This window comes from Streptomyces sp. NPDC017520 (assembly GCF_044329855.1).
GTDB lineage: Bacteria > Actinomycetota > Actinomycetes > Streptomycetales > Streptomycetaceae > Streptomyces.
Genome location: NZ_JBIRKB010000003.1, coordinates 55,520 through 80,141, shown reverse-complemented (window position 1 = coordinate 80,141; position 24,622 = coordinate 55,520). Strand labels below are relative to the sequence as shown.

At 70.0% G+C, this 24,622-nt stretch carries 23 protein-coding genes and 1 tRNA gene; 13 read left to right on the top strand and 11 right to left on the bottom strand.

What is annotated here, in order from left to right; all coding sequences use genetic code 11:
- Positions 1-47 precede the first annotated feature (47 nt).
- The 4 genes from nhaA (at position 48) to ACH4KB_RS08115 (ending at position 3,363) form a co-directional block, all read left to right on the top strand.
- A complete protein-coding gene (gene nhaA, locus ACH4KB_RS08130) occupies positions 48-1,460 on the top strand; it encodes a Na+/H+ antiporter NhaA (protein ID WP_398064815.1) in 1,413 nt (470 codons plus the stop codon).
- 40 nt (positions 1,461-1,500) lie between these two features.
- Positions 1,501-2,043: a phage holin family protein gene (locus ACH4KB_RS08125; RefSeq protein ID WP_398064813.1), complete on the top strand. Its 543-nt coding sequence runs from the start codon at positions 1,501-1,503 to the stop codon at positions 2,041-2,043.
- Positions 2,040-3,044, top strand: a complete 1,005-nt coding sequence (locus tag ACH4KB_RS08120) for an alpha/beta fold hydrolase (RefSeq protein ID WP_398064811.1) — start codon at positions 2,040-2,042, stop codon at positions 3,042-3,044. Before ACH4KB_RS08125 ends, ACH4KB_RS08120 begins: the two co-directional genes overlap by 4 nt.
- A gap of 115 nt (positions 3,045-3,159) precedes the next feature.
- Positions 3,160-3,363, top strand: a complete 204-nt coding sequence (locus ACH4KB_RS08115; protein ID WP_073740733.1) for a hypothetical protein — start codon at positions 3,160-3,162, stop codon at positions 3,361-3,363.
- Positions 3,364-3,404: 41 nt separating this feature from the next.
- Here the strand turns inward: ACH4KB_RS08115 and ACH4KB_RS08110 are convergent, their stop codons facing one another.
- The 3 genes from ACH4KB_RS08110 to nth form a co-directional block, all read right to left on the bottom strand.
- On the bottom strand, positions 3,405-4,610 hold the full coding sequence (locus ACH4KB_RS08110; protein ID WP_398064809.1) for a MarP family serine protease: 1,206 nt from the start codon (positions 4,608-4,610) through the stop codon (positions 3,405-3,407).
- A gap of 91 nt (positions 4,611-4,701) precedes the next feature.
- Complete coding sequence (locus ACH4KB_RS08105) at positions 4,702-5,508, bottom strand: NUDIX hydrolase (protein ID WP_398064807.1); 807 nt, start codon at positions 5,506-5,508, stop codon at positions 4,702-4,704.
- A gap of 142 nt (positions 5,509-5,650) precedes the next feature.
- A complete protein-coding gene (gene nth / locus ACH4KB_RS08100; RefSeq protein ID WP_398064805.1) occupies positions 5,651-6,595 on the bottom strand; it encodes an endonuclease III in 945 nt (314 codons plus the stop codon).
- Between the two features lie 370 nt (positions 6,596-6,965).
- Between nth and ACH4KB_RS08095 the strand changes: the two genes are divergently transcribed.
- The gene (locus tag ACH4KB_RS08095) at positions 6,966-7,640 is read left to right on the top strand and encodes a Crp/Fnr family transcriptional regulator (protein WP_003967450.1); all 675 of its coding nucleotides are present in this window, start codon (positions 6,966-6,968) and stop codon (positions 7,638-7,640) included.
- A 117-nt stretch (positions 7,641-7,757) separates the two neighbouring features.
- Here the strand turns inward: ACH4KB_RS08095 and ACH4KB_RS08090 are convergent, their stop codons facing one another.
- From ACH4KB_RS08090 to ACH4KB_RS08075, 4 genes are all read right to left on the bottom strand, one after another.
- Positions 7,758-8,594: an MBL fold metallo-hydrolase gene (locus ACH4KB_RS08090; RefSeq protein ID WP_398064803.1), complete on the bottom strand. Its 837-nt coding sequence runs from the start codon at positions 8,592-8,594 to the stop codon at positions 7,758-7,760.
- Positions 8,591-9,589, bottom strand: a complete 999-nt coding sequence (locus ACH4KB_RS08085) for an NUDIX hydrolase (RefSeq protein ID WP_398064801.1) — start codon at positions 9,587-9,589, stop codon at positions 8,591-8,593. Before ACH4KB_RS08085 ends, ACH4KB_RS08090 begins: the two co-directional genes overlap by 4 nt.
- Before the next feature lie 246 nt (positions 9,590-9,835).
- Positions 9,836-10,306, bottom strand: coding sequence for a RidA family protein (locus ACH4KB_RS08080; protein ID WP_398064799.1), 471 nt, complete (start codon positions 10,304-10,306; stop codon positions 9,836-9,838).
- Positions 10,306-10,464: a DUF4177 domain-containing protein gene (locus ACH4KB_RS08075; RefSeq protein WP_019992579.1), complete on the bottom strand. Its 159-nt coding sequence runs from the start codon at positions 10,462-10,464 to the stop codon at positions 10,306-10,308. The genes ACH4KB_RS08080 and ACH4KB_RS08075 overlap by 1 nt, the downstream gene beginning before the upstream one ends.
- 72 nt (positions 10,465-10,536) lie before the next feature.
- On the opposite strand from ACH4KB_RS08075, the gene ACH4KB_RS08070 reads away from it, so the two are divergent.
- The gene (locus tag ACH4KB_RS08070) at positions 10,537-11,511 is read left to right on the top strand and encodes an ArsA family ATPase (protein WP_398064797.1); all 975 of its coding nucleotides are present in this window, start codon (positions 10,537-10,539) and stop codon (positions 11,509-11,511) included.
- Positions 11,508-12,971 (top strand): ArsA-related P-loop ATPase, encoded by a 1,464-nt coding sequence (locus ACH4KB_RS08065; RefSeq protein WP_398064795.1) that lies wholly within the window; start codon positions 11,508-11,510, stop codon positions 12,969-12,971. Before ACH4KB_RS08070 ends, ACH4KB_RS08065 begins: the two co-directional genes overlap by 4 nt.
- Before the next feature lie 75 nt (positions 12,972-13,046).
- Here ACH4KB_RS08065 and ACH4KB_RS08060 read toward each other — a convergent pair whose 3' ends face one another.
- Positions 13,047-13,397: a WhiB family transcriptional regulator gene (locus ACH4KB_RS08060; RefSeq protein ID WP_003967458.1), complete on the bottom strand. Its 351-nt coding sequence runs from the start codon at positions 13,395-13,397 to the stop codon at positions 13,047-13,049.
- A 740-nt stretch (positions 13,398-14,137) separates the two neighbouring features.
- On the opposite strand from ACH4KB_RS08060, the gene ACH4KB_RS08055 reads away from it, so the two are divergent.
- Positions 14,138-16,405: a transglycosylase domain-containing protein gene (locus ACH4KB_RS08055; RefSeq protein WP_398064793.1), complete on the top strand. Its 2,268-nt coding sequence runs from the start codon at positions 14,138-14,140 to the stop codon at positions 16,403-16,405.
- A 99-nt stretch (positions 16,406-16,504) separates the two neighbouring features.
- Here ACH4KB_RS08055 and ACH4KB_RS08050 read toward each other — a convergent pair whose 3' ends face one another.
- Entirely contained in the window at positions 16,505-16,969 is a 465-nt protein-coding gene (locus tag ACH4KB_RS08050) for a GatB/YqeY domain-containing protein (RefSeq protein ID WP_265600285.1), read from the bottom strand.
- A gap of 163 nt (positions 16,970-17,132) precedes the next feature.
- Here ACH4KB_RS08050 and ACH4KB_RS08045 point away from each other — a divergent pair, with 163 nt between their 5' ends.
- The 3 genes from ACH4KB_RS08045 to ACH4KB_RS08035 all read left to right on the top strand — a co-directional run bounded on the left by ACH4KB_RS08045 (position 17,133) and on the right by ACH4KB_RS08035 (position 19,243).
- Positions 17,133-18,071: a metallophosphoesterase gene (locus ACH4KB_RS08045; RefSeq protein ID WP_398064791.1), complete on the top strand. Its 939-nt coding sequence runs from the start codon at positions 17,133-17,135 to the stop codon at positions 18,069-18,071.
- A gap of 293 nt (positions 18,072-18,364) precedes the next feature.
- Positions 18,365-19,141: a Pr6Pr family membrane protein gene (locus ACH4KB_RS08040; protein ID WP_398064789.1), complete on the top strand. Its 777-nt coding sequence runs from the start codon at positions 18,365-18,367 to the stop codon at positions 19,139-19,141.
- 28 nt (positions 19,142-19,169) lie between these two features.
- Positions 19,170-19,243: transfer RNA gene (locus ACH4KB_RS08035), tRNA-Pro, on the top strand.
- Between the two features lie 365 nt (positions 19,244-19,608).
- Here the strand turns inward: ACH4KB_RS08035 and ACH4KB_RS08030 are convergent.
- Positions 19,609-20,664 carry an EcsC family protein gene (locus ACH4KB_RS08030; protein ID WP_398064787.1) on the bottom strand — a complete coding sequence of 352 codons (1,056 nt, stop codon included), beginning with the start codon at positions 20,662-20,664 and terminating at the stop codon, positions 19,609-19,611.
- A 649-nt stretch (positions 20,665-21,313) separates the two neighbouring features.
- Between ACH4KB_RS08030 and ACH4KB_RS08025 the strand changes: the two genes are divergently transcribed.
- Both ACH4KB_RS08025 and ACH4KB_RS08020 read left to right on the top strand, forming a co-directional pair.
- Positions 21,314-21,973, top strand: coding sequence for a hypothetical protein (locus tag ACH4KB_RS08025; protein WP_398064786.1), 660 nt, complete (start codon positions 21,314-21,316; stop codon positions 21,971-21,973).
- A 171-nt stretch (positions 21,974-22,144) separates the two neighbouring features.
- On the top strand, positions 22,145-22,567 hold the full coding sequence (locus tag ACH4KB_RS08020) for a hypothetical protein (RefSeq protein WP_398064784.1): 423 nt from the start codon (positions 22,145-22,147) through the stop codon (positions 22,565-22,567).
- A 147-nt stretch (positions 22,568-22,714) separates the two neighbouring features.
- Here the strand turns inward: ACH4KB_RS08020 and metG are convergent, their stop codons facing one another.
- Entirely contained in the window at positions 22,715-24,436 is a 1,722-nt protein-coding gene (gene metG, locus ACH4KB_RS08015; protein ID WP_398064782.1) for a methionine--tRNA ligase, read from the bottom strand.
- Between the last annotated feature and the right edge of the window lie 186 nt (positions 24,437-24,622).

The following is a 24,622-nucleotide window of genomic DNA, read 5'->3' as shown; positions in this document are numbered from 1 at the left end:
GTCCATCAGTCATGCCCTCATGCCGCCCCTGACCTGGAGGTCCACTCGTGGCACCGCCCAACCCGCCCACCCCCACACCGCCCCCACGTTCGCTGCTCGGCCGGCTCTCCCTCACCGAGCGGAACTACGTGGCGGAAGCGCTCCGCACCGAGACGGTCGGCGGGATGCTTCTGCTGGCCGCGGCCGTCGCCGCGCTCGTGTGGGCCAACGCCTTCGGCGACTCGTACGAAACGGTCAGCAAGTTCCACTTCGGCATCGACGCCATCGGCCTGGACCTCTCCGTCGCGCACTGGGCGGCGGACGGACTGCTCGCGGTCTTCTTCTTCGTCGCCGGCGTCGAACTCAAGCGCGAACTGGTAGCGGGCGAACTCCGCGATCCGAAGGCCGCGGCCCTCCCGGTGGTGGCAGCCCTGTGCGGCATGGCCGTGCCCGCCCTCGTCTACTTCCTCACCGTGGTCGTCGGCGGCGGCTCGACGAACGGCTGGGCCGTCCCCACCGCCACCGACATCGCCTTCGCGCTCGCCGTCCTCGCCGTGATCGGCACCTCGCTGCCGTCCGCGCTCCGGGCCTTCCTGCTGACCCTGGCCGTGGTCGACGACCTCTTCGCGATCCTGATCATCGCGGTGTTCTTCACCTCGGACCTGAACTTCCTGGCGCTCGGCGGGGCCGTGCTCGGCCTGGCCGTCTTCTACCTGCTCCTCCGCTTCGACGTCCGGGGCTGGTACGTCTACGTTCCGCTCGCCCTGGTCATCTGGGGGCTGATGTACAACAGCGGCATCCACGCCACCATCGCCGGTGTCGCGATGGGTCTGATGCTGCGCTGCAGCCGTCGCGAGGGCGAGAAGCACTCCCCCGGTGAGCACATCGAGCACCTGGTCCGCCCGCTGTCGGCCGGGATCGCCGTCCCGCTCTTCGCCCTGTTCTCGGCCGGGGTCGCGCTGAACGGCGAGGCGCTGGCCGGCGTCTTCACCCGGCCCGAAACGCTCGGCGTCGTCCTCGGTCTCGTCGTCGGGAAGACCGTCGGCATCTTCGGCGGCACCTACCTCGCCGCCCGCTTCACCAAGGCGGAGCTCAACAAGGACCTGGCCTGGGCAGACGTCCTGGCACTGGCCGCACTCGCCGGGATCGGGTTCACCGTCTCGCTGCTCATCGGCGAGCTCGCCTTCGAGGGCGACCCGGAGATGATCAACGAGATCAAGGCAGCCGTACTGCTCGGTTCGTTGATCGCGGCCCTCCTCGCCTGCGTACTGCTCAAGCTCCGGGTGCGCAAATACAAGGAGCTGTACGAGGCCGAGGAGCTGGACGAGGACGAATCCGGGGTACCCGACGTCTACGAGCAGGAGGATCCGGAATACCACCTGCGGATGGCCGCCATCCTGGAGCGGAAGGCGGCAGAACACCGCCGTCTCGCCGAAGAGCGGGCGGGGGCAGCGCGCGACGAGCCGAACAGTCCGGCATGATCTGACATCGGACGTGTCGAAGACGGAGATGGAGTCAGGGATGAGCGACCCCGGCAACTACGCGGGCAGTGCGGACCGCAGCATCGGACAGCTGGTCGCCTCGGCGACGGCCGAGATGTCCGCGCTGGTGCACGACGAGATCGCCCTGGCCAAGGCGGAGGTGCGGCAGGACGTCAAGCGCGGGGCGATCGGCAGCGCGGCGTTCATCGCCGCGGGCGTGTTGCTGCTGTTCACGATGCCGATGCTGAGCTTCGCGGCCGCGTACTGGATCCACAGCTCGGGCCTGGGTCTGGGGTGGTGCTTCCTGATCGTGGCCGGCGCCTTCGTCCTTCTGGCCGCCCTGATCGGATTCATCGGTCTGCGGAAGTTCAAGAAGGTCAAGCCGCCGGAGAAGTCCATCGCCTCCGCCAAACAGACCGCCGCCGTCCTGCAGAAGGCCAAGCCGCACCCGCGCCCGTCGATCACGGCCGACGCGATCATCGAGCGCTCCGGCAGCAGCCTGGCGAAGAAGGGCGTCGAGAGCGGCTTCACGAAGGACGCGGGCAAGGGCAGGGCCGACGCTGTGGCACGCTCGTCCACATGACGGTTCCCGATTCCAGCGCATGCGGCCCGACGGGTCCGGCAGCCCCGGCCGAACCGGCCACGAGCCGGGCGGGCCGGGCCGCCGCCGGTGGCCCGGTGCGCCTCGACGGCCCCTGGACCCACCGTGACGTGGCGGCCAACGGTGCGCGGTTCCACATCGCGGAGATGGGCGAGGGGCCGCTGGTGCTTCTGCTCCACGGCTTCCCGCAGTTCTGGTGGACCTGGCGCCACCAGCTGCCGGCGCTCGCCGACGCGGGCTTCCGGGCGGTCGCGATGGACCTGCGCGGGGTGGGCGGCAGCGACCGCACACCGCGCGGTTACGACCCCGCCAACCTGGCCCTCGACGTCACCGGCGTGATCCGCTCCCTCGGTGAGCCCGACGCGGCCCTGGTCGGCCACGATCTCGGCGGCTACCTCGCCTGGACGGCCGCCGTGATGCGGCCCAAGCTCGTCCGCCGGCTCGCCGTCTCCTCCATGCCGCACCCGCGCCGCTGGCGCTCGTCGATGCTGTCCGACTTCGCGCAGTCGCGGGCCGGTTCGTACGTCTGGGGCTTCCAGCGCCCGTGGCTGCCGGAGCGTCAGCTCCTCGCGGACGAGGCGGCGCTGGTCGGGAGCCTCATCCAGGACTGGGCGGGCCCCCGCACCCCGGAGTTCCCCGACGAGGAGACCCTCGACGTCTACCGGCGGGCCATGAGCATCCCCTCCACCGCCCACTGCTCGATCGAGCCGTACCGCTGGATGGTGCGGTCGATGGCCCGTCCGGACGGGATCCAGTTCAACCGGCGGATGAAACGTCCGGTCCGGGTGCCCACGCTGCACCTGCACGGATCGCTCGATCCGGCGGTCCGCACCCGTAGTTCGGCCGGGTCCGGCCACTACGTCGAGGCGCCCTACCGGTGGCGACTTTTCGACGGTGTCGGGCACTTCCCGCACGAGGAGGATCCGATCGGCTTCTCCACCGAACTCATCAACTGGCTCAAGGACCCCGAGCCCGACCGGTAGCCGCCCGCCCGTCACGGGCACGCGTGCCCGACGAACAGCCAATTGCCCGCCGCATAGGCCAATTGGCTGACTCGCGCACGATTACCGACCTTGGGTCACGGGCAGACGTCGGGGTATGGGCTGGACGCACGACTTCACTGACGAAGCACGCAACCGCCGCTCCACCGCGTCAGCCGGTGTGAGCACTCATGAGGGGGGCGGCCCCCGGGGCCGGGTGCACGACGTGCATGACCTTCACCGTTCCCGCCTCGGGATTCCGCGCATCCTCCGCCGTCGGGCCCGCTGGGTCTCGGCACGGCTCCGACACCCCCGTAACTGACCCTTTCCGGCGCTGATCCACCGGGGGCCACGGGAGGGCCCTCAGAGGGCGCAGCCCTCGCTGTCGACCTGCTGGTTGGCCTCACGTCCGATCTCGATGTCCTCGCGGATCTCGTCGGCCGTCAGCGCGTAGCCGGTCTGCGGGTCGTCGAGCGACTTGGCGAACACCACCCCGTACACCTTTCCGTCCGGAGTGAGCAGCGGGCCGCCCGAGTTGCCCTGGCGCACCGTCGCGTAGAGCGAGTACACATCGCGGCGTACCGTGCCCCGGTGGTAGATGTCCGGGCCGTCGGCGTCGATGCGGGCGCGGACGCGGGCCGAGCGCACGTCGTACGCGCCGTTCTCGGGGAAGCCCGCGACGATCGCGCTGTCACCGGACTCCGCGTCGTCGTCCGGGCCGGTGAACTGCAGTGGCCTGGCCCGGAGATCGGGCACGTCCAGGACCGCGATGTCGCGCTGCCAGTCGTAGAGGACGACCTTCGCGTCGTACAGCCGGCCTTCGCCGCCGATCTGCACGGTGGGCTCCTCCACGCCGCCGACCACATGGGCGTTGGTCATCACCCGGCGCTCGGAGAAGACGAAACCGGTGCCTTCGAGGACCTTGCCGCAGCTCGGGGCGGTGCCCACGACCTTGACGATCGACTTCTTGGCGCGGGCGGCCACCGGGCTGCCCACGAGGGCCGGGTCCGGGGCCTTGACCTCGGTGATCGGCTCGTTGGCGAACGGGCTGAAGACCTGCGGGAAGCCGTTCTGCGCGAGGACGGAGGAGAAGTCCTGGAACCAGTTGGGCGCCTGCTTCGGCATCACCCGGTCGACCCCGAGCAGCACCGAGGACTGGCGGACCTCCTTGCCGAGGGTCGGCAGCGAGGTGCCCGCCAGCAGCAGGCCGATCATCCAGGCCACCAGCAGCATGGCCACCACATTGACCAGGGCGCCGCCGGTGGCGTCCAGGGCGCGCGCGGGCGACCACGTGATGTACCGGCGGAGCCGGTTGCCCAGGTGGGTGGTGAAGGCCTGGCCGACCGAGGCGCAGACGATCACGATGACGACCGCGCCGATGGCGACGGCGGTGGAGACCTCGGCGTCCTCGGTCAACCGGCCCCAGATGACCGGCAGCAGGTAGACGGCCACGAGACCGCCCCCGAGGAAGCCGATCACCGACAGGATGCCGACGACGAAACCCTGGCGGTAGCCGATGACCGCGAACCACACGGCAGCCAGCAGCAGCAGGATGTCCAGCACGTTCACCGTCTGTAGCCTCGCACTTTCGTCACCTGACCCGTCGGTGGTGACGGGGTCCGGGCCGGGCCCGGAACAGCGCAGCAGGACAGCCAGCGTGTCATGCGCGCCAGTCGAGCGGCACCTGTCTGGCCCTGTCCCAGGGGCGTTCCCACCCCGCGTAGTGCACAATCCGGTCGATCACTCCGGCGGTGAAGCCCCAGACCAGGGCCGATTCGACCAGGAATGCCGGTCCGCTGTGCCCGCTCGGGTGGACGGCCGTGGCCCTGTTGGCGGGGTCCGTGAGATCCGCCACGGGGACCGTGAAGACCCGGGCCGTCTCGGCCGGATCGACCACCCCGACCGGGCTGGGCGCGCGCCACCAGCCGAGCACGGGCGTCACGACGAAACCGCTGACCGGGATGTAGAGCCGGGGCAGCACACCGAAGAGCTGTACGCCCCGGGGGTCGAGCCCGGTCTCCTCCTCGGCCTCGCGCAGCGCCGCCCGCAGGGGCCCGGTGGTGGCCTTGTCGCCGTCCTCGGGATCCAGCGCGCCGCCGGGGAAGGACGGCTGCCCGGCGTGGGAGCGCAGGGTCCCGGAGCGCTCCATCAGCAGCAGCTCGGGCCCGCGCTCCCCCTCGCCGAACAGGACCAGGACGGCGGACTGCCGGCCCGCCCCGCTCTCGGGCGGCAGGAAGCGGCTGAGCTGCTGCGGCTGGACGCTGCGCGCGGCCGCCGCGACGGGGTCGAGCCACGCGGGCAGACCGTCCGTGGTGACGGCGACGGCCGGGTCGGGAGCACGGCCCCCACCGCTGTGATCCGGCCCCTCGGCGAGGTCGTTCCCGGCGTGCGTCACGCCAGGTGTGTGCGCGTGCGTCGTGCCGTGTGTGTGCGTGTGCGTTGTGCCGTGTGTGTGCGTGTGCGTCATAGGCACCCCCGTCGATTCACAACGCCTGTCATCGGCCATTTCGTTCCGAGCCGTTCCGTCCTGAGGGGTGAAGGTGTTCCTGAGGGGTGAAGGTGTTCCTGAGGGGTGAAGGTGTGGGGGGGCCGTGCGCGGGGCGTCGCCCTCACCCCGCCCCGAGCGCGGGCGCGGGCTTTCCCGGGTAGTCGGCGGGCGGGCTGAGCCGCTGGCCCGGATATCCGCCCATCTCGTACTTGAGGAGCTTCCCGGCCTTCTCCGGATCGGTCTCGCCCTCTCCGTACGAAGGACAGAGCGGGGCGATGGGGCAGGCGCCGCAGGCGGGCTTGCGGGCGTGGCAGATCCGGCGGCCGTGGAACACCACCCGGTGCGAGAGCATCGTCCACTCGCTCTTGGGGAAGATCCCGGCGACGACCGCCTCGACCTTCACCGGGTCCTCCTCGTCGGTCCACTTCCAGCGCCGCACCAGGCGCCCGAAGTGCGTGTCGACGGTGATGCCGGGGACGCCGAAGGCGTTGCCCAGGACCACGTTGGCGGTCTTGCGGCCGACGCCGGGCAGCTTCACCAGATCCTCCAGGCGCCCCGGGACCTCGCCGCCGAACTCGTCCCGGAGAGCGGCCGAGAGGCCGAGCAGCGACTTGGTCTTGGCCCGGAAGAACCCGGTCGGCCGGATGATCTCCTCCATCTCCTCCGGGACGGCCGCCGCCATGTCCTCGGGCGTGGGGTAGGCGGCGAAGAGCGCCGGGGTGGTCTGGTTGACCCTCAGGTCCGTGGTCTGGGCGGAGAGGACCGTGGCCACGAGGAGCTCGAACGGGTTACGGAAGTCAAGCTCGGGATGGGCGTACGGATAGACCTCGGCGAGCTCGCGGTTGATCCGGCGGGCCCGGCGGACCATCGCGAGGTGCGACTCCGCCTTCGGCGCCTTGCGCACCGTGGCCGCCTTGGCCACGGCCGCCGTACGCGCCGTGGCAGCTGTGGTCGCGGCCGCCTCGCGCGCCGTGGCAGGCCTGGCTTTCTTACCGGATGTGACAGATTTGCCAGATTTGCCGGGTTGGGCGGGTTGGGCGGGCGTTGGCGATGACGACGATGACACTGCGGACCTCCTGGCCGACTTCCGGAGCGGCTCCCCCGGCTCTCCGGGGGAGCCGGGCGCCCCTCCGAGGGAGCCATTCGCGGCATTATTCGGGCGCGGCCAGGGCTGTTCGCCCACAGCGGAATCGCCGCCCTTCAGGACCGCGTCAGCCCCCTCGGCACGCGCTCTCCCCGGCGTTCTGGACACCCGGCCAGCCTAGAGCCAGGCACCGACAACCACCGCCGTCACGGCATATCCACCCCCGATCGGCCCCCTGCCGTAGGGTCCGGCCCGCCCGTGCGTCAAACTGGTTTGTGATTGATCGCACTGTTTTACCGTCCGGCATGATGGGGACCACGGTTCCCTGAACAGGCCGACAAGGAGAGAACTCGTGGACGACGTTCTGCGGCGCGCCCCGCTTTTCGCGGCGCTCGATGATGAGCAGGCCGCGGAGCTCCGCGCCTCGATGAGTGAGGTGACCCTCGCGCGCGGAGACGCGCTGTTCCACGAGGGCGACCAGGGTGACCGCCTGTACGTGGTCACCGAGGGCAAGGTGAAGCTTCACCGCACCTCGCCCGACGGGCGCGAGAACATGCTGGCCGTGCTCGGCCCCGGCGAGCTGATCGGGGAGCTGTCGCTCTTCGACCCGGGCCCCCGTACGGCGACCGCCTCCGCACTGACCGAGGTCAAGCTCCTCGGCCTCGGCCACGGCGACCTGCAGCCCTGGCTGAACGCCCGCCCCGAGGTGGCCACCGCGCTGCTGCGCGCGGTCGCCCGCCGGCTGCGCAAGACCAACGACCAGATGTCCGACCTGGTCTTCTCCGATGTGCCGGGCCGGGTCGCCCGCGCCCTCCTGGACCTGTCGCGCCGCTTCGGCGTCCAGTCCGAGGAAGGCATCCACGTCGTGCACGACCTCACCCAGGAGGAGCTGGCCCAGCTGGTCGGCGCCTCCCGCGAGACGGTCAACAAGGCGCTCGCGGACTTCGCGGGCCGCGGCTGGCTGCGCTTGGAGGCCCGTGCGGTCATCCTGCTGGACGTGGAGCGGCTGGCGAAGCGTTCGCGCTGACCTCGTTTCCGTACGCGAAGGGCCCCGCCGACCGGGGCACGTACCGCAGTACGCACTCCGGTACGTCCGTCGGCGGGGCCCTTCGCCACGCGGGCCCTTCGCCACGCGGGGGCCAGATCAGCTCTGGATCAGCCCGTGCTCCGTCAGGTACTCCAGCTGCGCCCGCACCGACAGCTCGGCAGCCGGCCACAGGGAGCGGTCCACGTCGGCGTACACCGTCGCCACCACCTCCGACGGCGTACGGTGCCCGGCCTCCACCGCCGTCTCCACCTGGGCGAGCCGGTGCGCGCGGTGGGCCAGGTAGAACTCCACCGCCCCCTGCGCGTCCTCCAGCACCGGGCCATGGCCCGGCAGCACCGTGTGGACGCCGTCGTCGACCGTCAGCGACCTCAGCCGCCTGAGCGAGTCCAGGTAGTCGCCGAGCCGCCCGTCCGGGTGCGCGACCATCGTCGTGCCGCGGCCCAGGATCGTGTCGCCCGTCAGCACCGCCCGGTCGGCGGGCAGATGGAACGAGAGCGAGTCCGCGGTGTGCCCGGGTGTCGGCACGACCCGCAGCTCCAGGCCGCCGGTGGTGATCACGTCGCCGGCCGCGAGGCCCTCGTCGCCCAGCCGCAGCGCGGCGTCCAGGGCTCGCACCTTCGTCCCCGTCAGCTCCGCGAACCGGCCCGCGCCCTCCGCGTGGTCGGGGTGGCCATGGGTGAGCAGCGTGAGGCCCACGCGCCGCCCGGACCGCTCCACCGCCCCGATCACGGCCCGCAGGTGTACGTCGTCGAGCGGCCCGGGATCGATGACGACCGCGAGGTCGGAGTCGGGCTCGGCCACGATCCAGGTGTTCGTCCCGTCGAGCGTCATCGCGGACGGGTTGGGCGCGAGGATGTTGACGGTGCGGGTGGTCGCGGGGCCGGAGGCCACGGTTCCGCGCGGCTGTCCGGGCAGTGCTGCCGCGTCGCTCACGCTCCACCGCCTGCCGGGCCCGCCGCGGGGACGTGCTTGGTGAACTCGTCGTGCCCCGGCCAGCTCAGCACCAGTTCGCCGCCCTCCAGACGGGCCTGCGCGAGGACCGGGGCCAGGTCCTGCCCGTCGGCCGCCCCGAGCGCCTCCGCGGCCGTCCTGTACGGCGCGAGGGCCCGCAGCGTGGTCACGGTGGGCGGCATCATCAGCAGCTCGCCCCGGTCGTAGCGGCGGGCCGCGTCGGCGGGGGCGATCCACACCGTGCGGTCGGCCTCGGTGGAGACGTCCCGGGTGCGCTGCCCCTCGGGGAGCGCGGCGACGAAGAACCAGGTGTCGTACCGGCGCGGTTCGAACTCCGGCGTGATCCAGCGCGCCCAGGCGCCCAGCAGGTCCGAGCGCAGCACCAGGCCCCGTCGGTCCAGGAACTCCGCGAAGGACAGCTCCCGGGCGACCAGCGCCTCCCGGTCGGCCTCCCAGTCGTCCCCGGTGGTGTCGCCGACCACGGTGCCCGCGGCCGGCCCGGCGAGGAGGACGCCCGCCTCCTCGAACGTCTCGCGCACCGCCGCGCAGACGATGGCCTGCGCCTCGGTGACCGTCGCCACGCCGAGCCGGGCGGCCCACTGCTCCAGCGGGGGCCCGGCCCACCCGATCAGCCGGTCGTCGTCGCGCGGATCGACCCCGCCACCCGGATAGGCGTACGCGCCCCCGGCGAAGGCCATGGAGGTCCGGCGACGAAGCATGTGCACGACAGGGCCACCGGGCGCGCCGCCCGTTCTGCCCGGATCACCGCCCGTCCTGCCCGGATCGGCGCCCGTCCTGCTCGGATCACCGCCCGTCCTGCCGGGACCACCGCCCGCCCCGCCCGCCTCGGACCCGCCCGGATCGCGGAGCAGCATCACGGTGGCGGCCCGCCGGGGTGCCACGGCCGTCAGCTCACCGGCGGCGAGGGCCCGGATCCGGTCGGGCCATTCCGGGGGGTACCACTGACCTTGGGACATGGCCGGAGGCTATCCGGAACCGCGCCGATGTTCGAGGGGCTCCCGGCTCCCCGATCGTCGCGGTGACCCGACACGCCCCGGCACCCGCCCCGCCCGTGCCCGTACCCGCCCGCCACCGCCCCGTACATGCCGCCAATGCCCGTACATGCTCACCAAGCCCGGCACGCGCACCAACCCCGGTACACAAACGATCCCGCCCGGTCGCCAGGACCGGACGGGATCGAAAGGAGGAGCGAGAAGGAAATCTCAGGCGTCGGCGAGCTCCACCTGGACCTCGACCTCGACCGGCGCGTCCAACGGCAGCACGGCGACGCCCACGGCGCTGCGGGCGTGCACGCCCTTGTCGCCGAGGACCGCGCCCAGCAGCTCGCTGGCGCCGTTGATCACGGCGGGCTGGCCGGTGAAGTCGGAGGCCGAGGCGACGAAGCCCACGACCTTCACGACGCGCTCGATCCGGTCCAGGTCGCCGACGACCGACTTCACGGCGGCCAGGGCGTTGAGCGCGCAGGTCTTCGCGAGCTCCTTCGCCTCGTCCGGCGTGACCTCGGCGCCGACCTTGCCGGTGACGGCGAGCTTGCCGTCCACCATCGGCAGCTGGCCCGAGGTGTACACATACACCCCGGACCGCACGGCCGGCTGGTAAGAGGCCAGCGGCGGCACGACGGCGGGCAGGATCAGGCCGAGTTCGGCGAGCCGCGCCTCGACGGCGCCCGCCACTACGGCTTCTCCCGCTTCAGGTAGGCCACGAGCTGCTCGGGGTTGTTCGGGCCGGGAACGACCTGGACCAGCTCCCAGCCGTCCTCGCCCCAGGTGTCCAGAATCTGCTTGGTCGCGTGCACGAGAAGCGGCACGGTCGCGTATTCCCACTTGGTCATGGGCCCGACTGTAACGCCTGGCACGTACGGTCCCGTGCGTAGCCCGGGGCCGGACTGGTTAGGCTCGAATACGTGAGCAGGTTCCAGGTCGTCAGCGGCAAGGGCGGCACCGGTAAGACCACGGTCGCCGCCGCCCTCGCGCTCGCCCTCGCGACCGAGGGCAGGCGCACCCTCCTCGTCGAGGTCGAGGGCAGGCAGGGCATCGCCCAGCTCTTCGGTTCCGACGCGCTCCCCTACGAGGAGCGCAAGATCGCCGTCGCGCCGGGCGGCGGCGAGGTGTACGCGCTGGCGATCGACGCCGAACGCGCGCTCCTCGACTACCTCCAGATGTTCTACAAGCTGGGCAGCGCCGGCCGGGCGCTGAAGAAGCTCGGCGCGATCGACTTCGCGACCACCATCGCGCCCGGCGTCCGGGACGTCCTGCTGACCGGCAAGGCGTGCGAAGCCGTACGCCGCAAGGACAAGCAGGGCCGGTTCGTCTACGACCACGTGATCATGGACGCCCCGCCGACCGGCCGGATCACCCGCTTCCTGAACGTCAACGACGAGGTCGCCGGGCTGGCCCGGATCGGCCCCATACACAACCAGGCCCAGGCCGTGATGCGGGTCCTGAAGTCCCCGCAGACCGCGGTCCATCTGGTGACCCTCCTGGAGGAGATGCCGGTCCAGGAGACCGCGGACGGCATCGCCGAGCTGCGCGCCGCCGAACTGCCCGTGGGCAGCGTCTTCGTGAACATGGTCCGCCCGCATCTGCTCGACGAGGACGCCCTGCGCACCGCCGCGGGCGGCCGCCGCAAGGAGATCGCCAAAGCGCTGACCCGGGCCGGAGTGACCGGTTCCGCGGCGCTCGTACGGCCCCTGGTCGAGCAGGCGGCCGAGCACGCCGAGCGGGTCGGCCTGGAGCGGGAGCAGCGGGCGGTGCTGGCCGGTCTCGGGCTGCCGACCGCGGAGCTGCCCCTGATCGGCGACGGGGTGGACCTCGCCGCGCTGCACGACCTGGCCACGGAGCTCCGTAAGCAGGGCACGGGGGAAGAGGGAGACGCATGACGGCGGACACAGCCGGTGGGGGCACGCCCGTGGCGGGGCTGGACACGGACGCACTGCTGGACGACCCGGGCATCCGGATCGTCGTGTGCTGCGGCTCCGGCGGGGTCGGCAAGACCACGACCGCCGCCGCCCTGGGCGTACGGGCCGCCGAGCGCGGCCGGAAGGCCGTCGTCCTCACCATCGACCCGGCCCGCCGGCTCGCCCAGTCCATGGGCATCGACCGGCTGGACAACGTGCCGAGACGGGTCGACGGCATCGACGGCGCGGGAGAACTGCACGCCATGATGCTGGACATGAAGCGGACCTTCGACGAGACCGTCGAGGCCCACGCGGACGCCGAACGGGCCAGGGCGATCCTGGAGAACCCCTTCTACCAGTCCCTGTCGGCCGGGTTCGCCGGTACACAGGAGTACATGGCGATGGAGAAGCTCGGGCAGTTGCGCGCGCGCGACGAGTGGGACCTGATCATCGTCGATACCCCGCCCTCGCGCTCCGCCCTGGACTTCCTGGACGCGCCGAAGCGGCTCGGATCGTTCCTCGACGGGAAGTTCATCCGGCTGCTGATGGCGCCGGCGAAGGTGGGCGGCCGGGCCGGGATGAAGTTCCTCAATGTCGGCATGTCGATGATGAGCGGAACGCTGGGCAAGCTGCTCGGGGGGCAGTTCCTGCGGGACGTCCAGACGTTCGTCGCCGCGATGGACACCATGTTCGGCGGCTTCCGCAGCCGCGCGGACGCCACGTACAAGCTGCTCCAGGCGCCCGGCACGGCCTTTCTCGTGGTGGCGACGCCGGAGCAGGACGCGCTGCGCGAGGCGGCCTACTTCGTGGAACGGCTGGCCGCCGAGAAGATGCCGCTGGCCGGTCTGGTCCTCAACCGTGTGCACGGCAGCGAGGCTTCGCGGCTCTCCGCCGAGCAGGCACTGGCCGCCGCAGAAAATCTTGACGACACCCGCATTGTGGATCAGAGGGCCGGGAAAGCTGGCCTTGGTGACCAGGAAGCCCCCGACCCGGCGGTCACCGCTTCCGGACCGACCGAGCCGCCCCTCTCCCCCGAGGCAGGGCAGGCGTCCGGCCCCGAGCCCGCAGCCGAGCACCAGGACACGACGGAGAACGAGCCGCCCCACGAGAACATCGCGACATCCGCGAACACCCCTGACGACGCGACGGTCCCCGCGAACGCGGCCGACTCCGCCGTCGCGACCGACTCCGCGGACGCGACCGCCGACGAGGCCGTGGGCGTCGACGAACTGACGGCGGGTCTGCTGCGTCTGCACGCCGAACGCATGCAGGTCGTCGCGCGCGAACACCGCACCCGCGACCGCTTCACCGCGATGCACCCCGAGGTGCCGGTGACGGCCGTGGCAGCGCTGCCCGGCGACGTACACGACCTGAACGGCCTCCGGGCCATCGGCGACCGCCTGGCGGACGGTTCCGCTCCGACCCCTGCCGGAGCGGCGTAGCCACCACCCACCTGGCCTGATGGCACCCGGGCACCGGACCTGATGGCACGTGGGCCGACTCAGCGGCGCCGACGCCTACCCGACGGCCGCGTACGTCTCGTGCAACTCCTCGTCCTCCAGCCCGATGACCCCGGGCAGAACACCGGTGGACCGCTCGTACTCGCTGCGCGCGGTCTCCAGCAGTCGGCGCCAGGACGTGACGGTGGGCCGGCGCCGCAGCAGTGCGCGGCGCTCCCTCTCCGTCATTCCACCCCACACGCCGAATTCGACGCGATTGTCGAGCGCATCGGCCAGGCACTCGGTCCGCACCGGACATCCGGTGCACACCGCCTTGGCCCTGTTCTGCGCTGCCCCTTGTACGAACAGTTCATCCGGATCGGTAGTGCGGCAGGCTGCCTGCGCACTCCAGTCGGTTACCCAGCCCATCCCGGCGCCGTCCTCTCCCGAATCGAGGCTCCCCCACGGCGGTAGCGGCATATTCACCGCTGCCAGTTGAGGACGTTACGGAAGGTGGGGACACCACAACACCCCCTTCGGGCCCAATCTTGAATGGTCCGAACGGACTATGCGTATGCGGCAGATCACCCAGGGGAGTGAGCCGACGACATGCGCGACTATCTCCGCGAAAAGGGGACAGTGCACTCAAGTTGCAAGGGACTTCTCGCGACATACGGGGCGATTTCGGGAGCGCCTCGATGGCTACGTGAAGAGCAATGCGGCTGCCCATCCGTCGGGTGAAGAATGACCAGAAGATGCGCATGGGGTTGCACGGGACTTGATACGGAACCGGTCTGCTGTGACAGTTGAGAGCAGCTTAGGCCAAGGCCTCTCCGTCTGTCCGGCGAATGAGAACGTAGGGCGCTCCGCGCCCGCGCGCCCGTGCCGCGACGCCCGGCACGCTCTCGCCGGAAGGCCGCAGCCGGCCCCGTAGGACAGGGGTCCGACCTGTCCGGACGCCACGGCGGACCCGTCCGGACGCCACGGCGGACCCGTCCGGACGGCCACGCCCGACCTGTCCGGACGTCACGCCCGACCTCTTCGGACGTCACGCCCAACCTCTTCGGATATCGCGGCGCACCCGTCCGGATGTCACGGTCCGGTACCCGAACGCTCCGAGAGGCCCTGCTCCTGCGACACGTTCATCACTACGGATTAGGCTGCCCCCTATGCCAAAGAAGCGCTCGGGCGGGGGTCTCACCACGACCCAGCAGGCCGCCAAGTTCCTCGGTGTCGCCGCGCTCTCCGGAGCTGTCCTGGCAGGCATCGCGCTGCCCGCAGCCGGAGCGCTGGGGCTCGCCGCCAAGGGGACGGTCGAAGGGTTCGACGAGATCCCCTCCAACCTCAAGACTCCACCGCTCAGTCAGCGGACCACGATCCAGGACCGCGACGGCGGCACCATCGCCACGGTGTACTCCCGTGACCGCACGGTCGTCCCGCTCAAGGACATCTCGCCGCACATGCAGGCCGCGATCATCGCGATCGAGGACTCCCGCTTCTACGAACACGGCGCGGTCGACCTCAAGGGCATCCTCCGCGCGATGAACCGCAACGTGCAGGCGGGCGGGGCGGCGCAGGGCGCGTCGACCCTCACCCAGCAGTACGTGAAGAACGTCTTCGTCGAGGAGGCGGGCGACGACCCGGAGAAGGTCGCCGAGGCCACGCAGCAGACACTCGGCCGCAAGGTCCGCGAGCTGAAGTACGCGATCCAGGTCGAGGAGGAGCTCGGCAAGAAGAAGATCCTGGAGAACTACCTCAACATCACGTTCTTCGGACAGCAGGCGTACGGCGTCGAGGCCGCGTCCAAGCGCTACTTCTCCAAGCCGGCCAAGGACCTCAAGCTGGAGGAGGCAGCGCTGCTCGCCGGACTGGTCCAGTCGCCGAGCCGCTACGACCCGGTCAACGACCTCGAGGAAGCCACCAAGCGCCGCAACGTCGTGCTGGCGCGGATGGCCGCGGTCAAGGAAATCTCACAGGCCGAGGCCGACAAGGCCATGGAGACGCCCATCAAGCTGAAGGTCTCCCGGCCGAAGAACGGCTGCATCACCGCCGTCAGCGGCTCCGGCTTCTTCTGCGACTACGTCCGCAAGACGATCCTCACCGACCCCGCCTTCGGCAAGACCGACGAGGACCGGGCCAAGCTCTGGAACCTCGGCGGTCTGACCATCCGGACCACGCTGGACCCGCGCGCCCAGAAGGCCGCGAACGAGGCCGCCACCGCGAGGGTCAACAAGGACGACAAGTTCGCTGCGTCCGTGGTGCAGGTGGAGCCGGGCAGCGGCAAGATCCTCTCCATGGGCCAGTCGCGCCCGTACGGACTGGACCAGAAGCAGAACGAGACCGTGCTGAACCTCGCCGTCAGCAACAAGATGGGCGGCTCCACGTACGGCTTCCAGGTCGGTTCGACGTTCAAGCCGTTCACCGCGGCCGCGGCGCTGGAGAAGGGCATCAGCCCCGCGACGACGTTCTCGACGGACTGGAAGATGACGCTCAAGGAGCGGGACTTCCGGAACTGCAGCGGCTCCCCGGCCGGTTACGCGGACTGGCCCCTGCAGAACGAGCTGGAGTCCGAAAAGGGCACCTGGGACATGACGAGCGCGCTCGGCAAGTCCATCAACACCTACTTCGCGCTGCTGGAGCAGAAGGCCGGCCTCTGCGAGACCGTGGAGATGGCCAAGAAGGTCGGCTACGAGCGGGGCGACGGCAAGAAGGTCGGCGAGTACCCCTCGATCACCCTCGGCGGTGAGGTCAGCACCCCGCTCTCCATGGCCGGCGCCTACGCCGCGTTCGCCAACCGGGGCACGTACTGCACGCCGATCGCCATCGAGTCCATCAAGGACCCGCAGGGCAAGAAGATCCCCGTGCCGAAGACGTCCTGCTCGCGGGCGATGAGCGAGAAGACCGCGGACACGATCAACCAGATGCTCAAGGGCGTCGTGGAGGACGGCACCGGTACGCAGGCCGGACTCAGCGACCGGGACAACGCGGGCAAGACCGGTACGACCAACGACCGCAAGGACGCCTGGTTCGTCGGGTACACGCCGAACCTCTCCACCGCGGTGTGGGTCGGCGACGACGTCGGCGAGAAGAGCTCGATGTTCGGCGTCACCATCGGCGGCCAGTACTACGACAAGGTCTGCGGTGGCTGCCTGCCCGGTCCGATCTGGCGCATCGCGATGACCGGAGCCCTGGACGCGGCGGAGACTCCCGGGTTCAACCCGGTCGCCGTCCCCCGTGGCAAGGAGAAGAAGGACAAGGAGAAGGAGAAGGGCGACCGGGATCGCGACCGCGACCGCGACGACGAGGACCGCGACGACGCCAAGCCCGGCGACGACGGCAACCGGTTCCCCGGCATCGAACTCCCGGACGGCGTGACCGACGGACGGGGCGGCGGTGGCGGCGGTGGCGGTGGCGGGCGAGGCCAGAACGGCCCCTGACCCGTATCCGTACTAGATGACAGACGAGGGTGGGCGCCCCGGTCGAGGACCGGGGCGCCCACCCATTTCTGCGTCTTCTGCGTCTTCTCCGCGTGTGCCTCAGCCGGCGAGGAGCTTCTTCACCGCGGCGGCGACCCGGCCGCCTTCGGCGAGCCCGGCGACCTTCGGGTTGACGATCTTCATGACGGCGCCCATCGCCCGCGGCCCCTCGGCCCCGGCGGCCTTCGCCTCCTCGACGGCGGACGCCACGATCGCGTTCAGCTCGTCGTCGGAGAGCTGCTGGGGCAGATAGCCGTCGAGCAGCTCGCCCTCCGCCTTCTCCCGCTCGGCCTGCTCGGTCCGGCCGCCCTGCGCGAAGGCCTCGGCCGCCTCACGGCGCTTCTTCGCCTCCTTGGCGATCACCTTCTGCACCTCGTCATCGGAGAGCTCGCGCGCCGACGTGCCGCTGACCTCTTCCTTGGTGATCGCGGTGAGGGTGAGCCGAAGGGTGGACGAGGTCAGCTCGTCACGCGCCTTCATGGCCGTGTGGAGGTCTTCCTTGAGCTTGGACTTGAGCGTGGTCATGCCGCGATTGTGACAGGTACGGGGCGGGGGCCGCCCACCGGTTTTCCGGCCACCGCACCGGATTCCCCGGTCGCCCCCACCGGATATCCCGGCCGCCCCACCGGTTTCCTCGGCCGCCCCACCGGCTTTCCGCTCACGGTTCCGCTTCTGCGACGATGGGCACATGCGCGCACGCTACGGAGTACCCCTGAAAGTCACGGCAGTCGGCGCGGCGGTCGGCGCCGCCGGACTCGCCTATGCCGCCGGGTTCGAAGCCCGCTCGTTCCGCCTGCGAAGGGTCACCGTCCCCGTACTCCCGCGCGGGGCACGTCCGTTGCGCGTGCTCCAGGTCTCCGACATCCACATGGTGAGCGGCCAGAACAAGAAGCGCGCCTGGCTCCAGTCGCTGGCCGGCCTGCGCCCCGACTTCGTCGTGAACACCGGCGACAACCTCTCCGACCCGAAGGCCGTGCCCGAGGTACTCGACGCGCTCGGCCCGCTGATGGAGTTCCCGGGGGTGTACGTCTTCGGCTCCAACGACTACTACGGACCCAAACTCCGCAACCCCGCGCGCTACCTCCTGGAGAAGGCCCGGGGCAAGCACGGCCTCAACGGCAACGCCCCCGCGGTCGGCGTCGTCCACAACCCGTGGGAGCCGATGCGTGACGCCTTCGACGAGGCGGGCTGGCTCAACCTGTCGAACACGCGGGGCCGGCTCAAGCTCGACGGCCTGGAGCTGGCGTTCACCGGTCTGGACGACCCGCACATCAAGCGGGACCGTTACGCCGAGGTCCAGGGCGGCCCGGAGACCAGTGCCGACCTCTCCATCGGCGTGGTCCACGCCCCGTACCTGCGCTCCCTGGACGCCTTCACGGCCGACGGCTACCCCCTGATCCTGGCGGGCCACACGCACGGCGGACAGCTGTGCATCCCGTTCTACGGGGCGCTGGTCACCAACTGCGACCTGGACACCGACCGGGTCAAGGGCCTGTCCAGCCACACGGTCGGCGACCGGCGCGCCTACCTCCACGTCTCCGCGGGCTGCGGCACCAACCGCTACACCCCGGTCCGCTTCGCCTGCCCGCCCGAGGTCACCCTGCTGACACTGACGCCGAAGGCCTGAGCGGGCGCGACGGACGCGGGGCACGGGGGCGGGGCCAGAGCGCGCGCGACGGACGCGGGGCGGGGCACGCGGGGCGGGGCCACAGCGCGTCGCGACGGGCACGGGACGGGGCGCGGAGCGCGGGGGCGGGGGTGCGGGGCACCGAAGCCGGGCGTCCGAGCGAGGGGGCACGAGCGGCGGGCGGACGAATCGCGGTGTGCATCCCACCCGCCTACGGTACGAATCGCGGGGGTCTTCCCACCCGCTTACGGTACGAATCGCGGGGGTCTTCCCACCCGCTTACGGTACGAATCATGACCCCGCCCCGGACCACCCTGCTCCCCCGCCCCCGGGCGGCAGAGGTGCTCCCGGAACCGGCGGCGCCCCGCCGCCCCTGGGCTACGGCCCTGCGCGCGACCGCGTGCGGTGCGGCGGCCGCGGGCCCGGTCATCGCCCTGACGACCGGCTACGCGCCACCGACGCTGATGCTGATCCACTTCACGGTCCTGGCCAACCTCCTGATCGCGGGCACCTTCGGATGGTCGGCCGTACGTTCCTGGCGGGGCGGGCCGCCACTGTCACCACGCCTGTCGGGCGGGGTGCTGCTGCTCGCCGCGATCACCGGCCTGATGTACCACCTGGTGCTGGTGAACCACGGCGGCTCCCCGATGAGCGCCTCCCGCGCCGGTCCGGACACGGGGGCCGACTGGGCCACCACCGCCAGCCTCCTGCTCCACACGGTGACCCCCTCGGCCGTCGCCGCGGACTGGCTCCTGCTGACCACCCCCCGCACCCTGCGCCTGACTCACATCCCCCTCTGGCTGTCCGCCCCCGCGGCCTACCTGGGCATCGTCCTGACCCGCGGCGCCCTGCTCTCCCCCGACGCCCCGGCCCGCTACCCGTACCCGTTCCTCGACGTCGACGCATACGGCTACGCCGGCGCCCTCACCCAGGCCCTCGCCCTCGGCCTCCTCTTCGCCGCCCTGGGCGTCCTGATCACCACCGTGGACCACCTCCGGCCGAACGTGGCCGGGCGGTTCCAGCACCGGAGAAACCGGATTTCGCCTCCGGCCGCCGGTGGGCTAAAGTAATCGATGTCGCCGGGAGTCCGGTGGACATCGGGGTGTAGCGCAGCTTGGCAGCGCGCTTCGTTCGGGACGAAGAGGTCGTGGGTTCAAATCCCGCCACCCCGACAGCTGAAACACCAGGTCAGGGGCCTGATCCGCTAAGCGGATCAGGCCCCTGAGTGGTTCCCGGGGGCGTCTTGGGAGCTGTTTGGGAGCCGAGTGCGGCAGGCGGCTCCCAAACAGCTCCCCGCTGGGCCGCTGGAGGCCAACCGTGGAGCCCTATCCGGCCGGACACGCCCTTCGACTTATGCCGCCGGGCAGGTGAGAGACAGAGCGGCCCGCCCCTTGATGGTTACCACCCAGTAGCGTCGATGCCGCCCTCCGGGCTGAGCGAAGAAGGGCTGCGGTTCTCTCCGACAAACCCGGGCGCCCTACCTGGCCCTGTGGTGACCACTGGCAGGGCCGCGCGGCTGCTGCGGTATTCGCCAAGCTCAGTTGTCCGGCTGCTCTTCGAAGTCGGACGGGGTAGGCGTCGGCAGAGCATCCTCCTCCCGGAGCAGCTCCATCACGCCAATCGCGGCATCATCCTGCGCAAGGTCGGCGTCGCCGTAGTTCGGACCATCGGTCAGGTCGCCATCTGACTTCTCGATCAACAAGCGCTCGCGGTACGCGTCGCGCGCCGAAACAGCGATCCGATCAATGAGCATGTAGCTCAGCCCTGCGCCGACAGCCATGCCCGCGATGGGCACGAACTGCCCGAGCTTCCTCTTCGGCAGCTGCTGCGAGAACTTCGCCGCGAAGTTCTGGGCGATCTTGGTGAGGACCTTCTCGTTCAACTTGGCCCAAGGAGCATTCCTGACAAGCAACTGGGTGAGCTGCGACAGTTCGGCGTAGGCGGCCGTCTTCGCCGATGTACCCGTGGACATTCCTAGAGCAATCACGGACATCACGAAGAGTTCCTCTTCGGGATCGCTTGGGTGGTAGCCGTAGTAGAGAGCTGTGGCAGCGACCGTTCGAGTGGCAAGGCCGAGCATCATCGCAGTGTCGGCAACCATCGCCCCGGCTACGGTTCCGATTCCAGGTGCGGCGCCCGCGCCCGCGCCGGCGATTGTTCCGGCGCTGGCGAGCACCTCTCCGCCTGTCACGACTGCAGCCGACCCAAGCCCTGTTGCCGCTGCGGAGAGGGCGTGGCCGTACCGAACCAAGTTGTGCCTTGCGACCTCATCGAGGACCCGCAGGTCGAGCTCACGAATCTCGTCCAACCCGGCGATGTCGTGTCCGGCACGTCGATACTGCCCAATGACACGCCTCTCGCTCACTGTCCGGCTCGCGGTGCCTCCCACGGCCTTGCCGAGCCCCTTTGCGGCTCCGCCGTAGGCGGCAGCCACTTTGTCGGCGCCCGGGGCGCCCCTAGCCTTCTCTCCCAGCGAAGCGAGGCGGTCCCGGGCCTGCGGCGGGAGGAAGGTCCTCGCTCGCTTGCTGAGAGCAGCTGCCTTTCGCTCCTGGAGCCGTTCCCACTCGCGTAGTTCGTAAGCAGAGAGAGTCATGTCGTCGCCTCGGTATCAGAGTGCTTGAAAGCAGTCCCGGGTGAACGCGGCCATGAGTCTGCGCCGCTGGACGAGGAAACCTTGCAGCTTCCGTCCGTGGCCTCGGCCAGATTCGCCAGGTCCTTGCGATGAGAGGTGTAACCCCCGGCTTGGAAGCGCTAGTTGGTGTCACTGAGCTATCCGCAGAGGAACATCACGAGGCAGAATACGCGTCCGGCGAGGTCCGTGGGGGCGAGCAACATCCCTGGGCTGTGGGCCAGCAAGGATGGTGAAGGCGCCAACTACTGGCGCCAGGTCCTAGCCGAACTCGAACCCTGAGATCGATGCTGCTCAGCTGTCCTCCGCGGGTGCCTTCAAACTCGCCCTACCGTCAAGGCCAGTTGGGCGCGGAGGTTGGCCGCACCTCAAATCTGCTCGCCGACAGGATGGAAGGACAGCGCCACGGTCAGCCCGGAAGGCAAGGTGTGCCTGCGTTCGGCGCGAATGACACCTCCTCCCTCGTGGCGTTGCTACTGTCAGCGCCGCTGGCGAGCCCGAGTCCTTCCTGATACGCCCTGTGGATTCCGCGCGGCCGGTGCCGTCATACAGCTCGGCCCTGGCGAGCCCGGCCATCTATGAGAGGACTGCAGTGAGCAGCCAAATACCCCCGATGCCTGGACGACTTCCAGGTCCCAGCAAGGACATCAGGAACCCGTGGAAGACGGCCACGTTCTGCCTGGCCGGCGCGCTGACGGTGACTGCTGCCGCGCTCGTCTATACCGCTACCGAAGGCCGAGGAGGTACTCCCCACGCCTCGGCCGATCCCTCGCCCTCGATCTGGCAGGACGACCGCCCCCGCGCTGACACCACACCCGTCGAGACGATATCCCCCGCCCCGAGTCGACCGGCCGACTTCAAGATCGGTGACGAGGCCCGCAACGGCGGCGCCGTCGTCACGGTTGCCAAGGTCCGGGAGACCAAGTCGATCAACGTGGCTGGCGCGGTGAAGAAGGCAGGAAGCGGCGCCAAGTACGTGATCCTGGAGACCGTGGTGTTCAACGACACCAAGGCCAGCATGGACCTCACCTGTTCGCTGCCCATCGTAAACAACCTGCTCGACGAGCAAGACCGGCGCTACGACACCATCGATGACCTGGACGAAGTCGCGGGTAACCCCGAGTGCAACGAACAGCTCCAGCCGGGCTTCAAGGATGAAATGCTATTCGTCTACCGGATCCCGGAGAACGCGAAAATCATCGCCTGGGAGTTCTCCGAGTACGACCTCACCTCTGAGCGGGAGCCATCGGCCATCGAACTAGACAGTGCTTGAGGCTTCAGGGGCTGGGACGACATGCACAACGGCGATTGCCCCGGCCCCGGCTGGGTCGGGGCATCCCTGCCGTGCGAGCGCGGCCGTTCCCCCACCACATAAGCGATTGTGGTAGTCGCGGCGTCACTGTACGTTTCCGCTTACGGATCGGTTTGACTCGAAGGGGGCGGGATGTCTGGGTACGGCCGCGCAGACATCGAGTGGAACATGTTGGTGGAGGCCGGGCGAGGATTCCTCGTCGGGCGCGCGAAACTTGGCAAGCCCTCATACACAGAGCTCAGCGTCACTCTGGCCAGGCGAACCGGCTGCCGTGCATTCGACTTCGAGCGTGCTGATGAGCGGGCGGCCATGGGGCATCTGCTGGGACGGATCGTGGGCCGAGATCGGGAGATCGCCCCCTCCGACCCTCCTGTCATGCTCTCGGCACTGGTGAATTACCTGGGTGCCAACGACGCTGGACCCGGTTTCTATCAGTTGGCCAAGGACCTGCAGCTTCTGCCCATGAGTGCGTCCTTGGACGAGAAGTTCGAGTTCTGGATTACGCAGGTGAAACGGCTCTACGAACGCCATGGGGCAAGTCCGGCCGTGGCCTGAGCACTACGGGCCAGTGCAGCAGGTGAGCAGAGCGGCACCCGCGTGGCCCACCGCCCTGGTCGAGTCCGAGCCGACATGAACCGGCTGGGCGCTTCCGCGCCCGTACCGTCGGACGAAGCGCAGTCGGTACGGGCGCCAAAGACGCAGTCAGGCCCCCGCGCCCCCGAAGCGCTCGCGGTAGGACTCCAGGTCCTCCTCCGTGATCTTCGCGAAGAGCACCGGCGGGACGGTGAACGGCGTGCCGGCCGGGACCGAGGCCAGGGACTTCGCCTCGTCGGCCGTCACCCAGGTATCGGTGTCGGCGGTCAGGGCGAACGCTCCCCGCATGGCGGCCGCCGAGGCCGGGATGAAGGGCTCGGAGACGATCGCGTACAGGTGGATGAGGTTCATCGCGGTGCGCAGGGTCAGGGCCGCGCCCTCGGGGTCGGTCTTGATCTCCAGCCAGGGGGCCTTCTCCTCCAGGTAGGAGTTGCCGGCCGACCACAGGGCCCGCAGTGCCGCGCCAGCCTTGCGGTACTGGAGGGCGTCCATGTGCTCCTCGTACTCGGCCAGAAGGCGGGCGATCTCCGCACCGAGTCGCGTCTCCGCCTCCCCGGCCGCCGTGCCTGCGGGGACCTCGTCGCCGAAGCGCTTGCGGGAGAAGGAGAGCACGCGGTTGACGAAGTTGCCGAGGGTGTCGGCCAGGTCCTTGTTGACCGTGGCGGCGAAGTGCTCCCAGGTGAAGGAGGAGTCGTCGGACTCGGGGGCGTTGGCGATCAGGAAGTAGCGCCAGTAGTCGGCCGGGAGCGTCTCCAGCGCGGCGTCGGTGAAGATGCCGCGCTTCTGGGAGGTGGAGAACTTGCCGCCGTAGTACGTCAGCCAGTTGAAGCCCTTGACGACGTCGACCTTCTTCCACGGTTCGCGAACACCCAGCTCCGTGGCCGGGAACATCACCGTGTGGAACGGGACGTTGTCCTTCGCCATGAACTGGGTGTAGCGGACCGTGTCGTCGGCCTCGTACCACCACGACTTCCAGTCGCGCCTCTCGCCGTCCGGGGCGGCGTCCGCCCACTCCTTCGTCGCGGCGATGTACTCGATCGGGGCGTCGAACCAGACGTAGAAGACCTTGCCCTCGGCCGCCAGCTCCGGCCAGGTGTCCCCCGGGACCGGAACGCCCCAGTCCAGGTCACGGGTGATCGCCCGGTCGTGGAGACCCTCGGTCAGCCACTTGCGGGCGATAGAGGAGGACAGTTGCGGCCAGTCGGCCTCGTGCCGCGCCACCCACGCCTCGACCTCGTGCTGGAGCTTCGACTGGAGCAGGAACAGGTGCTTCGTCTCGCGGACCTCCAGCTCAGTTGAACCGCTGATCGCCGAGCGCGGGTCCAGCAGGTCGGTCGGGTCCAGGACGCGGGTGCAGTTCTCGCACTGGTCGCCGCGCGCCTTGTCGTAGCCGCAGTGCGGGCAGGTCCCCTCGACGTACCGGTCGGGGAGGAACCGGCCGTCGACCGGCGAGAACACCTGGCTGATCGCCCGCTCCTCGATGAAGCCGTTCTCCCACAGCTTCCGCGCGAAGTGCTGCGTGATCTCGACGTTCTGGTGCGAAGAGCTGCGGCCGAAGTAGTCGAAGGCCAGCTCGAACCCGTCGTACACAGCCTTCTGCGCGTCGTGGGCCTGGGCGCAGAACTCTGCCACCGATACCCCAGCCGCCTTGGCCGCCAGCTCGGCGGGCGTCCCGTGCTCGTCGGTCGCGCAGATGTACAGGACGTCGTGACCACGCTGGCGGAGGTACCGGGAGTACACATCCGCCGGAAGCATCGACCCGACCATGTTGCCCAGGTGCTTGATCCCGTTGATGTAGGGAAGCGCGCTGGTTACCAGGTGTCGAGCCATCCTTGGATGCTCCATTTCGTACGTTTGGCGCCGGTGGCGGTGCCACGGCGGGCCCAGGTCGGGAGGGTGCAGCAAACGGCGACCGCTCAGGTCTGCCGGATCACCTGGGGCGAGGGCCGGAGCTGCAAACCGCCGCAATCGTATGGCACCCCGGCGCCATCACCGCGAGCCGTTTATCCTTCGGAC

Coding starts and splice junctions, on each gene's coding strand:
- ACH4KB_RS08125 (WP_398064813.1), top strand. CDS start 1,501: ATGAGCGACCCCGGCAACTACGCGGGCAGTGCGGACCGCAGCATCGGA.
- metG (WP_398064782.1), bottom strand. CDS start 24,436: ATGGCTCGACACCTGGTAACCAGCGCGCTTCCCTACATCAACGGGATC.
- ACH4KB_RS08025 (WP_398064786.1), top strand. CDS start 21,314: ATGCCTGGACGACTTCCAGGTCCCAGCAAGGACATCAGGAACCCGTGG.
- ACH4KB_RS08085 (WP_398064801.1), bottom strand. CDS start 9,589: ATGTCCCAAGGTCAGTGGTACCCCCCGGAATGGCCCGACCGGATCCGG.
- ACH4KB_RS08040 (WP_398064789.1), top strand. CDS start 18,365: ATGACCCCGCCCCGGACCACCCTGCTCCCCCGCCCCCGGGCGGCAGAG.
- ACH4KB_RS08050 (WP_265600285.1), bottom strand. CDS start 16,969: ATGACCACGCTCAAGTCCAAGCTCAAGGAAGACCTCCACACGGCCATG.
- ACH4KB_RS08075 (WP_019992579.1), bottom strand. CDS start 10,464: ATGACCAAGTGGGAATACGCGACCGTGCCGCTTCTCGTGCACGCGACC.
- ACH4KB_RS08045 (WP_398064791.1), top strand. CDS start 17,133: ATGCGCGCACGCTACGGAGTACCCCTGAAAGTCACGGCAGTCGGCGCG.
- ACH4KB_RS08055 (WP_398064793.1), top strand. CDS start 14,138: ATGCCAAAGAAGCGCTCGGGCGGGGGTCTCACCACGACCCAGCAGGCC.
- ACH4KB_RS08060 (WP_003967458.1), bottom strand. CDS start 13,397: ATGGGCTGGGTAACCGACTGGAGTGCGCAGGCAGCCTGCCGCACTACC.
- ACH4KB_RS08065 (WP_398064795.1), top strand. CDS start 11,508: ATGACGGCGGACACAGCCGGTGGGGGCACGCCCGTGGCGGGGCTGGAC.
- ACH4KB_RS08120 (WP_398064811.1), top strand. CDS start 2,040: ATGACGGTTCCCGATTCCAGCGCATGCGGCCCGACGGGTCCGGCAGCC.
- ACH4KB_RS08115 (WP_073740733.1), top strand. CDS start 3,160: ATGGGCTGGACGCACGACTTCACTGACGAAGCACGCAACCGCCGCTCC.
- ACH4KB_RS08105 (WP_398064807.1), bottom strand. CDS start 5,508: ATGACGCACACGCACACACACGGCACAACGCACACGCACACACACGGC.
- ACH4KB_RS08030 (WP_398064787.1), bottom strand. CDS start 20,664: ATGACTCTCTCTGCTTACGAACTACGCGAGTGGGAACGGCTCCAGGAG.
- ACH4KB_RS08020 (WP_398064784.1), top strand. CDS start 22,145: ATGTCTGGGTACGGCCGCGCAGACATCGAGTGGAACATGTTGGTGGAG.